This window comes from Streptococcus sp. 2021WUSS126, assembly GCF_044427255.1.
Lineage (GTDB): Bacteria > Bacillota > Bacilli > Lactobacillales > Streptococcaceae > Streptococcus > Streptococcus hashimotonensis.
The window spans coordinates 1-16,026 of sequence record NZ_JAOTGI010000020.1 but is presented as its reverse complement, the minus strand read 5'-3'; the positions used below and the strand labels follow the sequence as shown (position 1 = coordinate 16,026).

General features: G+C 38.1%; 11 protein-coding genes and 1 CRISPR repeat array. Of the genes, 10 read left to right on the top strand and 1 reads right to left on the bottom strand.

Annotated elements, in window-relative coordinates; translation table 11 throughout:
• Positions 1-608: 608 nt before the first annotated feature.
• The 10 genes from cas9 (at position 609) to ODU39_RS07925 (ending at position 15,318) form a co-directional block, all read left to right on the top strand.
• The gene (gene cas9 / locus ODU39_RS07970; RefSeq protein ID WP_398580206.1) at positions 609-4,709 is read left to right on the top strand and encodes a type II CRISPR RNA-guided endonuclease Cas9; all 4,101 of its coding nucleotides are present in this window, start codon (positions 609-611) and stop codon (positions 4,707-4,709) included.
• The gene (gene cas1 / locus ODU39_RS07965) at positions 4,709-5,575 is read left to right on the top strand and encodes a type II CRISPR-associated endonuclease Cas1 (protein WP_105179276.1); all 867 of its coding nucleotides are present in this window, start codon (positions 4,709-4,711) and stop codon (positions 5,573-5,575) included. Before cas9 ends, cas1 begins: the two co-directional genes overlap by 1 nt.
• Positions 5,572-5,904 carry a CRISPR-associated endonuclease Cas2 gene (cas2, locus tag ODU39_RS07960; protein WP_024381495.1) on the top strand — a complete coding sequence of 111 codons (333 nt, stop codon included), beginning with the start codon at positions 5,572-5,574 and terminating at the stop codon, positions 5,902-5,904. Before cas1 ends, cas2 begins: the two co-directional genes overlap by 4 nt.
• Position 5,905: 1 nt before the next feature.
• On the top strand, positions 5,906-6,571 hold the full coding sequence (csn2, locus tag ODU39_RS07955; RefSeq protein WP_105179275.1) for a type II-A CRISPR-associated protein Csn2: 666 nt from the start codon (positions 5,906-5,908) through the stop codon (positions 6,569-6,571).
• 98 nt (positions 6,572-6,669) lie between these two features.
• Positions 6,670-8,355: a CRISPR direct-repeat array (repeat unit 36 nt; unit sequence GTTTTAGAGCTGTGCTGTTTCGAATGGTTTCAAAAC).
• A 353-nt stretch (positions 8,356-8,708) separates the two neighbouring features.
• Positions 8,709-9,383, top strand: coding sequence for a ribose-5-phosphate isomerase RpiA (gene rpiA / locus ODU39_RS07950; RefSeq protein ID WP_398580200.1), 675 nt, complete (start codon positions 8,709-8,711; stop codon positions 9,381-9,383).
• 328 nt (positions 9,384-9,711) lie between these two features.
• Entirely contained in the window at positions 9,712-10,923 is a 1,212-nt protein-coding gene (locus tag ODU39_RS07945; RefSeq protein WP_105179273.1) for a phosphopentomutase, read from the top strand.
• Positions 10,923-11,279: an arsenate reductase family protein gene (locus ODU39_RS07940; protein WP_398580199.1), complete on the top strand. Its 357-nt coding sequence runs from the start codon at positions 10,923-10,925 to the stop codon at positions 11,277-11,279. Before ODU39_RS07945 ends, ODU39_RS07940 begins: the two co-directional genes overlap by 1 nt.
• An 11-nt stretch (positions 11,280-11,290) precedes the next feature.
• A complete protein-coding gene (locus ODU39_RS07935) occupies positions 11,291-12,100 on the top strand; it encodes a purine-nucleoside phosphorylase (protein ID WP_398580198.1) in 810 nt (269 codons plus the stop codon).
• A 32-nt stretch (positions 12,101-12,132) separates the two neighbouring features.
• Positions 12,133-12,846: a purine-nucleoside phosphorylase gene (gene deoD, locus ODU39_RS07930; RefSeq protein WP_398580197.1), complete on the top strand. Its 714-nt coding sequence runs from the start codon at positions 12,133-12,135 to the stop codon at positions 12,844-12,846.
• A gap of 207 nt (positions 12,847-13,053) precedes the next feature.
• A complete protein-coding gene (locus ODU39_RS07925; protein ID WP_398580196.1) occupies positions 13,054-15,318 on the top strand; it encodes a glycogen/starch/alpha-glucan phosphorylase in 2,265 nt (754 codons plus the stop codon).
• 68 nt (positions 15,319-15,386) lie between these two features.
• Here the strand turns inward: ODU39_RS07925 and ODU39_RS07920 are convergent, their stop codons facing one another.
• The gene (locus ODU39_RS07920; protein WP_398580195.1) at positions 15,387-15,851 is read right to left on the bottom strand and encodes a VanZ family protein; all 465 of its coding nucleotides are present in this window, start codon (positions 15,849-15,851) and stop codon (positions 15,387-15,389) included.
• Positions 15,852-16,026 lie beyond the last annotated feature (175 nt).

The window sequence follows — 16,026 nt, the reverse complement described above, 5'->3', positions numbered from 1 at the left end:
ATAGTTTGTCGCTAATCAAGGTAGTTTTTTGAGAGAATACTGACTGTATTTTGAAAAAAACTAAGGCTAAGTAGCTGATAAACTAGCCTTAGATGGAAGTGCTGAACTGTGAATACAGGTTCTTAAATCTTACTTATAAGTTTAACATGGAATGATAAAAAAAGCACATTTTAGAGATGCTGATACAAAGATATGTATTGAAAATGATTTAAAATTTGATATAATAACAATAGAAACAAAAAAGCACCGAATCGGTGCGCAAAATTGAGTACGGACAAAGCCTTATTTTAACTCGCTGTGTTGTTTCGAATGGTTTCAACAAAATCATTATATAGCATCTTACAGATATTTGCAAGAGTTTTTATAAAAAATTGTTGCACTCTAAACTAACATAGCGCTAAAACTAAATATAAATCTCCATAAGTATAACAAATCTTTCAAGAATGATAAAATTTTTGTTCTAAAAATAGCTAATTTCTTGAAATAACCCATTGAAATATATATAATTGATTTATATTTAAGGAGGTTATTTTTAAAAGGTCATTAATCTCATAAATTTCACAAAAGCACCAAAATATAATAATCAAATTATAAGGAGTAAAACTATGGTGAACAAAAAATATGCCATCGGGATTGATATTGGTACCAATTCTGTTGGTTGGTCTGTTGTTACAGATGATTATAAGGTGCCTTCAAAAAAAATGAAGGTATTTGGAAATACCGAAAAGGGGTACATTAAGAAAAATTTACTAGGTACCCTACTATTTGATGAAGGCAATACAGCAGAAAGTCGTAGACTAAAGCGAACAGCTCGCAGACGTTACACACGCCGCAGAAATCGTATTTTATACTTGCAAGAAATATTTGCAGAAGAAATCAACAAGATTGATGACAGTTTTTTTCAACGTCTTGACGATTCGTTTCTTATTGTTGAGGATAAACAAGGAAGCAAGCACCCTATTTTCGGGAGCTTGCAGGAAGAAAAAGAGTACCACAAACAGTTTCCAACTATTTATCATTTAAGAAAACAATTAGCAGATTCTTCTCAAAAAGCTGATATTCGATTGATTTATCTTGCTTTGGCTCACATTATTAAGTATAGAGGGCACTTTTTATTTGAAGGGGATTTAAAATCTGAAAATAAAGATGTTCAACATTTATTTAATGACTTCGTTGAGATGTTCGACAAAACTGTTGAAGGTAGCTATTTATCAGAGAATCTACCAAATGTTACAGATATTTTAGTTGAAAAAGTCAGTAAGTCTAGACGTTTGGAAAATATTCTTCATTATTTTCCAAATGAAAAGAAAAATGGACTGTTTGGTAATTTTCTTGCACTTGCCCTAGGGCTACAGCCTAATTTTAAAACAAATTTCGAGCTGGCTGAAGATGCAAAAATCCAATTTTCTAAAGAAACGTACGAAGAAGATTTGGAGGAGATATTAGGTAAAATCGGGGATGATTATGCTGACCTGTTTATCGCGACAAAATCCTTGTACGATGGGATATTGTTGGCAGGTATTTTGTCATCAACTGATTCTACAACAAAAGCTCCGCTTTCTAGTTCAATGGTTAATAGATATGAGGAGCATCAAAAGGATTTAGCTTTACTAAAGAACTTTATTCATCAGAATTTGTCCGATTCCTATAAAGAAGTTTTCAATGATAAGCTAAAAGATGGTTATGCAGGTTATATTGAGGGTAAAACAACGCAGGAGAATTTTTATAGATTCATAAAAAAAGCAATAGAGAAGATTGAGGGAAGTAATTATTTCATTGATAAAATTGATAGAGAAGATTTCCTTAGAAAACAACGTACCTTTGATAATGGCTCTATTCCTCACCAAATTCATCTCCAAGAAATGCATGCTATCATGCGCAGACAGGCCGAGTTTTATCCGTTTTTAGTAGAGAATCAAGATAAGATTGAAAAAATACTAACTTTCCGTATTCCTTATTATGTTGGTCCGCTGGCACGAGGAAATAGTGAATTTGCTTGGTTAAATCGTAAATCAGACGAAAAGATTAGGCCTTGGAATTTTGATGAAATGGTTGATAAGGAAACTTCCGCCGAAAACTTCATCACTCGTATGACAAACTATGATCAATACTTGCCAGATCAAAAGGTTCTTCCAAAACACAGTTTACTATACGAAAAGTTTGCTGTATATAACGAACTGACCAAGGTAAGGTATGTAACAGAACAAGGTAAGTCATTCTTCTTTGATGCCAATATGAAGCAAGAAATTTTTGATGGCGTATTTAAGGTTTATCGAAAAGTTACAAAGGAAAAATTAATGGATTTCCTTGGTAAGGAATTTGATGAATTCCGCATCGTAGACTTGATGGGTTTGGATAAGGACAACAAGAGTTTTAATGCCTCACTCGGTACTTACCATGACTTGAAAAAAATAGTATCTAAAGATTTACTTGATAATCCAGAAAATGAAGATATTTTGGAAAATGTTGTGCTGACCTTAACTCTATTTGAAGATAGAGAAATGATTAGAAAACGACTAGAGAAGTATAAGGATGTATTGACAGAAGAACAACGCAAAAAACTGGAGCGTCGCCATTATACTGGTTGGGGTCGGTTGTCTGCTAAGTTAATTAACGGCATACGAGATAAGATAACTAGAAAAACAATTTTGGACTATCTAATAGATGATGGAACCAGTAATCGTAATTTTATGCAACTGATAAATGATGATACTCTATCATTTGTAGATGAAATCAGACTAGCACAAGGTTCTGGAGAAGCAGAAGATTATCGCGCAGAGGTGCAAAATCTTGCCGGAAGCCCAGCCATAAAAAAAGGAATCCTACAAAGTTTAAAAATTGTGGATGAATTGATAGAGGTTATGGGATATAATCCTGAGCATATCGTTGTTGAAATGGCGCGTGAAAATCAGTTTACGAATCAAGGTCGCCGTAATTCGCAACAGCGCTATAAGAAAATAGAGAATGCGATTAAGAATTTAGACTGCAACTTGAATTCAAAAATTCTTAAAGAATATCCAACAAATAATCAAGCGTTGCAGAATGATCGACTTTTTCTCTATTATCTTCAAAATGGAAAGGATATGTATACTGATGAAGAGTTAGATATTGATCAGCTCAGTCAATATGATATTGATCATATCATCCCACAAGCATTTATTAAAGATGACTCATTAGATAATAAGGTATTGACTAAATCTGCTAAAAACCGAGGTAAGTCTGATGATGTGCCAAGCCTCGAAATTGTTCATAAAAAGAAAAACTTCTGGAAACAGTTATTAGATTCTCAACTTATTTCACAACGTAAATTTGATAACCTGACCAAGGCGGAGCGAGGTGGGTTGACCAATGAGGATAAGGCAAGGTTTATCCAGAGACAATTAGTGGAAACTAGACAAATCACAAAGCATGTGGCTAGAATTTTGGATACGCGCTTTAATACGAAGTTGGATGACGCTGGAAATAGAATTCGTGATCCGAAAGTCAATATTATTACCTTGAAATCAAGCTTAGTATCTCAATTTAGAAAAGACTATCAGCTGTACAAGGTACGTGAAATCAACAATTACCATCATGCTCATGATGCCTATCTGAATGCAGTGGTAGCAACAGCTTTATTGAAAAAGTACCCTCAGTTAGCGCCAGAATTTGTTTATGGAGACTATCCAAAATACAATAGCTATAAATCTCGTAAGTCTGCAACAGAGAAAGTGTTATTCTATTCTAACATTATGAACTTTTTCAAGCGAGTTGTGAAGTCTTCTAAAACAGGGACGGTAAAAATTAGACCTATTATTGAGGTAAACAAGGAAACCGGGGAAATTGTTTGGGACAAAAAGTCGGACTTTAGAACGGTTAGAAAAGTCTTATCTTATCCACAAGTGAATGTTGTGAAAAAAGTAGAAATGCAGACTGGCGGATTTTCTAAGGAATCCATTTTACCACATGGTAATTCGGACAAACTCATTCCTCGAAAAACCGAAAAATTCTATCTTGATACAAAAAAATATGGTGGATTTGATAGCCCGACAATTGCTTATTCAATTTTACTAATTGCAGATATTGAAAAAGGGAAGGCCAAGAAACTAAAGAAGGTCAAAGAACTCATTGGTATCACCATTATGGAGAGAATGGCATTTGAAAAAAATCCTATTGAGTTTCTTGAACATAAGGGTTATAAGAATATTCAAGAAAGGAATATTATAAAACTACCTAAATACAGTCTATTTGAATTAGAAAATGGACGGCGAAGACTTCTAGCTAGTGCGAAGGAGTTGCAGAAGGGAAATGAAATGGTTTTACCACCTCACTTGGTGACGCTGCTATATCATTCAAATAATATTCACAAAATCACTGAGCCCATTCACTTAAACTATGTTAATAAAAATAAACATGAGTTTAAAGAACTTTTGAGACATATATCAGATTTCTCTACTAGATACATTTTGGCTCAAGATCGTCTGAGTAAAATAGAAGAATTGTATGATAAAAATGATGGAGATGATATTAGTGATTTGACGAGTTCATTTGTAAATCTGCTAACCTTTACGGCTATTGGGGCTCCAGCTGCATTCAAATTTTTAGGTTCCGTTATTGATCGTAAACGTTATACTTCAATCGCTGAGATTTTAGAAGCTACCCTCATTCATCAGTCTGTGACTGGTCTCTACGAAACACGTATTGATTTGAGCAAATTAGGAGGAGACTAATGGGCTGGCGGACTGTTATTGTAAATACACACTCCAAACTATCATATAAAAATAATCATTTAATTTTTAAAGATGCTACTCGGACAGAAATGATTCATCTGTCCGAGGTTGACATCTTATTGCTGGAAACAACTGATATTGTGCTGTCTACGATGTTGATCAAGCGATTAGTAGATGAAAATATTCTGGTTATTTTTTGTGATGATAAGCGACTACCAACAGCACACTTGATGCCTTATTATGCTCGGCATGATTCCAGTTTGCAACTTTCGAAGCAAATTGACTGGGAAGAAGCAGTCAAAGCTGAAGTTTGGACACATATCATTTCCCAGAAAATACTAAACCAAAGTATCTATCTCAGTGCGTGTGGTTTCATTGAAAAATCTCAATCCGTCATGAATTTGTACCATAGCTTGGAGCTCTTTGACCCTAGTAATCGTGAAGGACATTCTGCGAGGATTTACTTTAATACTTTGTTTGGAAATGATTTTAATCGAGAACTTGATAATGACATCAACGCAAGTCTAGATTATGGTTATACCCTGTTACTTAGTATGTTTGCGCGTGAGGTTGTTCTTTCTGGCTGCATGACACAGTTTGGTTTAAAACACGCTAACCAATTCAATCAATTCAACCTTGCTAGCGACATCATGGAACCTTTTCGGCCTATCATAGATCAGATTGTTTACGAAAATCGAAATCATAGTTTTGTTAAAATTAAGCGTGAATTGTTTACAATTTTCTCAGATACATTTCAATACAACAATAAGGAAATGTACTTGACTAATATTGTTAGCGATTATACGAAGAAAGTGATTAAGGCGCTCAATAATAAAGGGAAAGGAGTTCCTGAATTTAGGATATGAGTTACCGGTATATGAGAATGCTATTGATGTTTGATATGCCTACAGAAACAGTTGATGAAAGAAAGGCATATCGTAAATTCCGTAAATTTTTAATCAACGAAGGGTTTATTATGCATCAATTTTCAGTCTATAGCAAGTTACTCCTGAACAATTCAGCCAGTAATGCTATGTTGGAGCGACTAAAGGCAAATAATCCCAAGAAAGGTAATATCACACTTCTGACAGTTACAGAAAAACAATTTGCTCGTATGATTTATCTCCATGGTCAGCGAGATGACTGTATAGGAAATACGGACTCTCGAATAGTCTTTTTAGGAGAGGAGATTTGATATGAAATTGAACTTTCCGTTACTAGACGAAGCTCTGACGGTCGAGAAAGCAACTATTTTTGTTGTAGAGGATACGACAGTATTTTCTCGACTGGTTAGGAATTTATATCAATATCAAGATGGATCAGAATTAAAAATTTTCGACGAACAATTTAGGTCCATAAAAGATTCCGAGCTGATGGTGGTTACAGATATTTTAGGATATGACATTAATGCTGCACCAATACTGAAGCTCATCCATGCTGATTTAGAAAATCAATTAAATGAAAAACCAGAAGTGAAATCAATTATTGAAAAATTAGCAAATTCTATTACTGAACTAATCTCTTATGAATGTTTAGAGAATGAGCTTGATTTGGAGTATGATGAGATTACGGTTTTGGAGTTGATAAAGGCGTTAGGGGTCAAAATTGAAACTATCAGTGATACGATTTTTGATAAAATTTTCGAGATTTTACAAGTTTATCAATTTTTGAATAAGAAGAGATTTCTTGTCTTTATCAATGTGTTATCTTATTTGACAGTGGATGAAATTCAGAAAACTAGGGAGTATATTGAACTTTCCAATATGGATGTTCTTTTTCTAGAACCGAGAAAAAGAAAAGATTTCCCTCAGTATGTTTTGGATAAAGACTATTTCTTACTATCGGAAAATATGGTAAAATAAATACATACAGTACAAATATTAGAAATTATTCGAAACTGAAGTCTGGCTGAGACGAATGGCGCGATTACGAGATTTTGTGACAAAAAATAGTCTACGAGGTTTTAGAGCTGTGCTGTTTCGAATGGTTTCAAAACTCTTTGTTGGGAAAAAGACTTTGCGTTTTTGTTTTAGAGCTGTGCTGTTTCGAATGGTTTCAAAACACACGAAAAGTTAAAGTCATTGTGTTACGTGTTTTAGAGCTGTGCTGTTTCGAATGGTTTCAAAACTTTCACGATAGAATCAACGATAAAGTGGTGGTTTTAGAGCTGTGCTGTTTCGAATGGTTTCAAAACAGATGCTCAGCGACTAATACGATTTTGTCTGTTTTAGAGCTGTGCTGTTTCGAATGGTTTCAAAACGCGGTTGTCAATGCGTATAACCAAGCACAAGTTTTAGAGCTGTGCTGTTTCGAATGGTTTCAAAACTCCGCTAACAACACGCTTTATCGTCAAGTCGTTTTAGAGCTGTGCTGTTTCGAATGGTTTCAAAACTGATAAATCTATATATCATAAATTAAACATGTTTTAGAGCTGTGCTGTTTCGAATGGTTTCAAAACTAAATGATACAATTATATCAGTTAGAAATGGTTTTAGAGCTGTGCTGTTTCGAATGGTTTCAAAACATTTACAAAATTATCAATACTTATTTGTATGTTTTAGAGCTGTGCTGTTTCGAATGGTTTCAAAACGAGCTGAAGAAGGAGTTGGCAGCATGCTATGTTTTAGAGCTGTGCTGTTTCGAATGGTTTCAAAACATGATAATTTACCCTATGAAATTCGTGATAGTTTTAGAGCTGTGCTGTTTCGAATGGTTTCAAAACATATAACCGAGTGAATATTAGTTAAAACCTGTTTTAGAGCTGTGCTGTTTCGAATGGTTTCAAAACAAAATTTATAGAAAATCAAAAAAATAATAAGTTTTAGAGCTGTGCTGTTTCGAATGGTTTCAAAACTATCGTTGAATTGTTTTTCGAATATTCTGTGTTTTAGAGCTGTGCTGTTTCGAATGGTTTCAAAACAGAAGTTGGTCCTCGTGGTGGGCAAGTTTCGTTTTAGAGCTGTGCTGTTTCGAATGGTTTCAAAACTTTTGTTCAACAAAGAACTCACGGTCAAGTGTTTTAGAGCTGTGCTGTTTCGAATGGTTTCAAAACCGCAAGTCCAATGATTACGCTTAGGTATATGTTTTAGAGCTGTGCTGTTTCGAATGGTTTCAAAACGACAGAAGAATTGATGTTGACAACTGAACAGTTTTAGAGCTGTGCTGTTTCGAATGGTTTCAAAACTATATAGACGTCGCGTCATAGTCCCAATGCGTTTTAGAGCTGTGCTGTTTCGAATGGTTTCAAAACCTAGCTAGGCAGGTTTTAACCAGCAGTCTGGTTTTAGAGCTGTGCTGTTTCGAATGGTTTCAAAACTGTATAATAATTATAACAAAACGATAGAAAGTTTTAGAGCTGTGCTGTTTCGAATGGTTTCAAAACAAATGAGTTATTATACATAGAGTCTGAAATGTTTTAGAGCTGTGCTGTTTCGAATGGTTTCAAAACGAGCGAATAGTCCCATCTGCCGTGAACGATGTTTTAGAGCTGTGCTGTTTCGAATGGTTTCAAAACATTCTGTCATACGTGGGAACCAGTCTTTATGTTTTAGAGCTGTGCTGTTTCGAATGGTTTCAAAACTTGGCAGATCGTGAGGTCTAGCTATGGTTTGTTTTAGAGCTGTGCTGTTTCGAATAGTACAATAAGCAGTAAGTTTATAAAGGAGGGGAGTAATTGGATGTCAAAACTGTTATTTTTTAATACTTCTATTTCTAACAGTAGTAGTGAATATTGTAACTTTAATTATCAAAAAAATCACTAAAGAGATCGAAAGAAATAAGTGGGGATGAAATTGATAAAGAGCTTAATTTGATAGGTCTTCCTGATTAAATTCTACTTTATATCACTGTTTTAATTTTTTCTAGTTTTTACGATAGCCTAGAAAATACTGTCGAAATTAATTCCCCTCCATTTTCCTCCAAGATTTCTAACTCGCCCTTGTCCCATCTCCCTCTCCATGATATACTATATGTAATCGTTTTATTTCAAAGGAGACAAAGATGACAAACCTAAAAGAGCAGGTTGGGATTAAGGCGGCGGAGTTTGTGACGGACGGGATGATTGTTGGACTGGGCACTGGTTCGACGGCATACTATTTCGTACAGGAGATTGGTCGCCGGGTTGCAGAAGAAGGGCTACAGATCACAGGCGTAACGACCTCTCATGCTACGGCAGAACATGCTGCGTCCCTTGGGATTCCCCTAAAAAATATCGACGAAGTCGAATATGTGGACTTGACGGTGGATGGAGCAGATGAGGTTGATGGAGACTTCAATGGGATTAAAGGCGGTGGTGCAGCGCTTCTCATGGAGAAAGTGGTAGCAGTCAATAGCAAGGACTGCATCTGGATTGTGGATGAGTCTAAGATGGTTCAAACCCTAGGTGCCTTCAAGTTGCCGGTGGAAGTTGTGCAGTACGGTGCGGAAAATCTTTTCCGACTATTTGAGAAAAAAGGGTATCGTCCAAGTTTCCGTATGCGTAATGGAGAAAAACATATCACGGATATGCAGAACTTTATCATTGACCTTGATTTGCGCAGAATAGACGACACATATGCATTGGCGGAAGAATTGGATCGGACCGTCGGTGTTGTAGAACACGGTCTCTTTATTGGATTGATTTCCAAGGTAATTGTTGGTACACCAGAAGGAACGAACATCATCGAAAAGAAATAAATTGAAAACGCTTCTCATTTTGGTACAATGAGAGGCTTTTTTATGGTATAATGAAAACACGAACGTTTAGACTCTTCAAAAATCTATCCCCTTACCTCGTAGCAGTCAGACGATAGGTGCTGAAAAAGCGATAGCTGAACAGCAGGCAGTGAAGCGAGTAACAGTATCTAGTTTTGATGGTTAGGAAGTTTGATACCGAGAGCTGCGACTGTATAAGTATTGCACCCCATTAAAATGTTTAGATGTGGTAACGATAATTTCCAGTCTAGCAACTTGGTTGGACGCTGATTTTGGTTGAATCTAACTATATCAAATAAAGGAGACAATTATGCCTAAATTTAAACGTGTTCACTTGGTAGTTATGGACTCTGTCGGAATCGGCGCAGCACCAGACTCAGATAAATTTTTCAATGCGGGTGTAGCAGATACAGAATCTGACACTCTCGGTCACATTTCTGAAAAAGCTGGGCTTGAGGTGCCTAATATGACCAAGATTGGTCTTGGAAATATCCCTCGAGATACAGCGCTTGCGACAGTTCCTGCTGAAAGCCATCCAACTGGTTACGTGACCAAGTTGGAAGAAGTATCGCTTGGTAAGGATACCATGACTGGACACTGGGAAATTATGGGTCTCAATATTACTGAGCCATTTGATACATTCTGGGATGGTTTCCCTGAAGAGATTTTGACAAAAATCGAAGAATTCTCAGGTCGTAAAATCATCCGCGAAGCAAACAAGCCGTATTCAGGTACAGCTGTCATTGATGACTTTGGCCCTCGCCAAATGGAAACAGGAGAGTTGATCGTCTATACCTCCGCAGACCCTGTGCTTCAGATTGCGGCCCATGAAGATATTATTCCACTTGATGAGTTGTATCGTATCTGTGAATACGCTCGTTCCATTACCCTTGAACGCCCAGCTCTTCTAGGCCGTATCATCGCCCGTCCATACGTTGGTGAGCCAGGCAATTTCTCACGAACTGCCAACCGTCACGACTATGCAGTATCACCGTTTGAAGCAACAGTACTCAACAAACTGGCAGATGCGGGTGTACCAACTTACTCAGTTGGTAAAATCAGTGATATTTTCAATGGTTCAGGTATTACAAATGATATGGGTCACACCAAGTCCAACATGCACGGTGTCGATGTGTTGATTGATACTCTGAAGTTATCAGACTTCGAGGAAGGTTTCTCCTTTACAAACTTAGTTGACTTTGATGCTGTGTATGGTCACCGTCGCAATATCGAAGGCTACCGCGATTGTTTGCAAGAGTTTGATGCACGTATTCCAGAGATTATTGACAATATGCGTGAAGATGACCTGCTCTTGATTACTGCAGACCACGGCAATGATCCATCCTATGCTGGAACAGACCACACACGTGAATATGTGCCACTCTTGGCATACAGCAAGGCTTTCAAAGGTAGTGGTGTCTTGCCAGTAGGTCATTTTGCGGACATTTCAGCAACCGTTGCGGAAAACTTCGGAGTGGGCACAGCCATGATTGGCGAAAGCTTCTTATCACAATTGGTTTAATGGAGAAGCTAACGGTCTATTACAATCCTGACTGTAGCAAGTGTAAAAAATTAAGAATATTGCTGTCCAGTCAGGATATGGAAGTCAAGTGGGTTAATTATCTAGAAAATCCACTGACAGCAGAGGAATTGACAGCTCTCTTGGAAAAAATGGGCAGTCAGCCTTCAGCAGTTATTCGGTTGACAGAAGAAGAGCGAGCAGGTTTGTCAGAAGAACAACTCCTTGAGCGTTTAGTTAAAGAGCCTGCTACTCTCAATCGCCCCATTATCGAGCGAGAACAGACAGCCTTCCTCTGTCGTCCGCTTGAAATCATTAAAGAAAAAATGCCAGAATATGACTGGTCGGATTATTTATAAAAGGAGAAAATATGAGTTTACTTGCAAAAATCAATGAAACAAAAGCTTTCTTAGAAGAAAAAGGTTTGGTCAAGCCAGAATTTGGTTTGATCTTGGGCTCAGGTTTGGGTGAATTGGCTCAAGAAGTTGAAAATGCTATTGTGATCGACTATGCGGACATTCCAAACTGGGGCAAGTCAACGGTTGTGGGCCACGCTGGTAAGTTGGTATACGGAGATTTGGCAGGCCGCAAGGTCTTGGCCTTGCAAGGTCGTTTCCACTTCTACGAAGGCAATCCAATGGAAGTCGTGACCTTCCCAGTCCGTGTCATGAAAGCCCTTGGTTGCGAAGGCGTGATTGTAACCAATGCCGCAGGTGGTATCGGCTACGGCCCAGGTACCCTCATGGCTATTACAGACCACATCAACATGACTGGTCAAAATCCATTGATTGGTGAAAACTTGGAAGAATTTGGTCCACGTTTCCCAGATATGTCCAATGCCTACACCAAAGAATACCGTGAAAAAGCTCATGCCGTTGCGGAAAAATTGGGCATTAAGTTGGACAATGGTGTCTACCTCGGTGTGACAGGTCCTACCTACGAAACACCGGCAGAAATCTTGGCCTTCAAGACCATGGGTGCCCATGCAGTCGGTATGTCAACAGTGCCAGAAGTCATCGTAGCAGCTCATTCAGGCATGAAAGTCTTGGGAATTTCTGCTATCACCAACTTTGCGGCTGGTTTCCAATCTGAACTCAATCACGAAGAAGTTGTAGAAGTAACCGAGCAGATCAAGGGCAACTTCAAAGGCTTGGTGAAAGCTATCTTGGCTGAGTTGTAAGCATTCGAAAATAGAACAAAGAGGTACATTACATGTCTATCCATATTTCCGCAAAACCAGGCGAAATTGCTGATAAGATTTTGCTTCCTGGTGATCCGCTTCGTGCTAAATTTATCGCTGAAAACTTCCTTGAAGATGCAGTTTGCTTCAACGAAGTTCGCAATATGTTCGGCTACACAGGTACCTACAAGGGTCATCGTGTCTCTGTCATGGGAACAGGTATGGGAATACCATCCATCTCTATCTATGCCCATGAATTGATTAACGAATATGGTGTGAAAAAACTAATTCGTGTGGGAACAGCAGGTTCTTTGAACGAGGATGTCCATGTTCGTGAATTGGTCTTGGCACAGGCAGCTGCAACCAACTCTCGTATGATCAATATTGACTGGCCAGAGTACGATTTGCCACAAATCGCTGATTTTGATCTTTTAGATAAGGCTTATCATATCGCCAAAGAATTCAACATGACAACGCATGTTGGCAATGTTTTATCATCAGATAGTTTCTATTCTCCAAAATTGTTTAGTCGCAACTTAGAATTAGGTCAACTAGGTGTCAAGGCTGTAGAAATGGAAGCAGCTGCACTTTATTACCTAGGTGCTAAGTTTGGCGTTCAAACGCTTGCCATTATGACGATTTCAGATAGCTTGGTTAATCCAGAGGAAGACACCACAGCAGAAGAGCGTCAAAATACTTTCACGGATATGATGAAAGTTGGTTTGGAAACTCTGATTGCAGAATAATTAAGAATAATTCTGAGATGTTTACACGAACTCTGAGAAGCGTGGCTGGACTTTTTGCCCAGCCTCGTTTAAAAGACGAACCAATTTCTATTTGTACGGAAGTTGGCTTGTCTTTTTTTTATAAATAGGGTATAATTAAGAAAACGTTTACAAAGGTAGAGCGAAACCTTTCTGAATGATTACGTTAATATATCCAGGAGAAGCCTTATGATTAATTTACAAAATTTTGTTCAGTCTATGTATGCCAAACGCATTGAAGATTGTACAGACCAAGAACTCTATTACGCCTTGCTTGCTTTTACAAAACAGCAGAGTGAAGCTAAGTATACAAATGACCAAAAGAAAAAGGTCTACTATATTTCAGCAGAGTTCTTGATTGGTAAACTCTTGTCTAATAACTTGATCAACTTGGGTGTTTATGATGAGGTGAAGAGCCAGCTTGCAGCAGCAGGTAAAGACTTAATTGCTATTGAAGATGTGGAGATGGAGCCATCACTAGGAAATGGTGGTTTGGGTCGTTTGGCTGCCTGCTTCCTTGATTCAATTGCTAGTCTAGGTCTTAATGGTGATGGGGTTGGTTTGAATTATCACTTTGGACTGTTTAGACAATTATTTGAATACCATCAGCAGTCTGCTGTGCCAAACGAGTGGATTACACCACGTTCATGGTTAACAGAGTCACCGATTTCTTATCAGGTGCCATTTGCTAATTTTACCTTAACATCTAAGTTGTATGACATCGATGTACCTGGTTATAAGATGGAACGCAAGAATCGTCTTCGCTTGTTTGATCTTGGTTCAGTTGATGACAATATCATTTATGATGGGATAGAATTTGATAAGGAAGATATTTTCCGAAACTTGACTCTCTTCCTCTATCCAGATGATTCGACCGATGAAGGAAAAGTTCTCCGCATCTTCCAGCAGTATTTCATGGTCTCTAACGCTGCGCAACTATTGATTGACGAAGCGGTTGCTAAGGGGTCAAACTTACATGACCTGCCTGATTATGCTGTTGTTCAAATCAACGATACTCACCCATCACTTGTTATTCCAGAATTGATTCGCCTTTTGGAGCTTCGTGGTATTTCGTTTGATGAGGCAGTTGAAATTGTTAAGAAAATGACTGCTTATACCAACCATACCATCTTGTCAGAGGCGCTGGAAAAATGGCCGCTTGATTTTCTGAACTATGTGGTTCCGCACTTGGTACCGTTCATCGTAGAATTGGATCGTCGTGCCAAAGAAGTGAAGGATGATCCTGCTGTCAATATCATCGATGAACATGGCCGTGTTCACATGGCACACATGGATATTCATTATGGTTATTCTATCAATGGGGTGGCGGCACTTCATACAGAGATCTTGAAAACTTCAGAGTTGAAAGCTTTCTATGAGCTATATCCTGAAAAATTCAATAATAAGACAAATGGGATTACCTTCCGTCGCTGGCTCATGCATGCTAATCCAAGTTTGGCAAGCTACCTGGACGGCCTACTTGGACATGGCTACCATCACGATGCAAGTGAACTCGAAAAGCTATTGGATTACAAAAATGATAAGGAATTGAAATCTTGGTTGGAAAAGACAAAGCAGCATAATAAACGCAAATTGCAGCGTCATATTGCCAAGACACAAGGTGTTCATGTTAATCCAGAATCCATCTTTGATGTACAAATCAAGCGCATGCACGAGTACAAGCGTCAGCAGATGAATGTTCTCTATGTTATCCATAAGTATCTGGATATTAAAGCAGGCAACATTCCTATCCGCCCATTGACAGTATTCTTTGGAGGAAAGGCTGCACCTGCCTACACAACCGCACAGGACATCATTCATTTGATTTTGGTATTGTCACAGGTTATCAAAAATGATCCAGAAGTAGCACCACACTTGCAACTCGTTATGATTGAAAACTATAACGTAACTGAGGCGAGTTATATTATTCCAGCGGCAGATATTTCAGAGCAAATTTCCCTTGCATCCAAAGAAGCATCTGGTACAGGTAACATGAAATTCATGCTCAACGGAGCCTTGACTATCGGTACAGATGATGGTGCCAATGTGGAAATTCATGAGTTGGTAGGTGATGAAAATATCTATATCTTTGGTCAAGATAGCCAAACAGTTATCGAACACTATGCAAATGGAACCTACCATCCATATTCCTTCTATGAACGTGAAGCCATTCGTCCATTGATTGACTTCATTACATCGGATACCATTCGTCATGCTGGTGGGATCGATGAGCGTCTCTGGCGTTTACAGGACAACCTTAAGCACAATGACCACTTCATGACCTTGCTTGATTTGGAAGATTATATCTCGACTAAAGAGCAGATGTTAGCAGACTACGAAGATCGCGACAGCTGGTTGGAAAAAGTCATCGTCAATATCGCTAAAGCAGGTTTCTTCTCGTCAGACCGTACTATTCAACAGTACAACGAAGACATCTGGCATTTGGAAGCGTAGCATATAAAAATGACCTTTCGGGGTCATTTTTTCTGTATTCTATTTTTGAAAGAGTGGGCGATTGCGGATTATCCCAAGAAGTTTCCAAGTGCGAAGCCAGAGGTGTTAAGCAAGATGTCGCCAAGGTCAAAGAAGCCCAGTGAAAAGAAGAATTGACAGGCTTCAACTAGCAATATGGCCCCTACAAAGAGAGAAAGTTTTTTCCAAGAAAATGAAAAAAGCAACCCAAGTGGTAAAAAGAGTAAGAGGTTAAAGACCAATATGGCAGGATTGAGAAGTAGGTCTTGAGAGAAGGTGCTAAGGAGATCCCAGTTGACACCTCTGACGCCCATGCTTTTGAAAAAGAGGAGATAGATTAGTAGAAAACCATAGCATCCATAGAAAAACAAAAGAGTCAGTCGGGAAATGCCTGGCTGATAGACCAGTCGAAAGAGAGTAAAGCAAACCCCAGTCATCAATAGTATTGCTGTAAGACTAGGTAAAAAATCAACCGTCATAAAAATGGTCGTGAACTGGTAAAAAAGAAAGGTCATAAAGAGCCAGCGGCAGAATAAGAATGATAAGATAGCGTTGATGACATCTGATATACTCCCCTTATAGTGGACAGTGAAAAAACAAAAATTTTCACTAGAAACTATAAAGGGAGTTTTATTATGTCCAAAAGAAGTCCAAAGTCTGTCTCTGAGAAACTAGAAATTGTTCTACTCC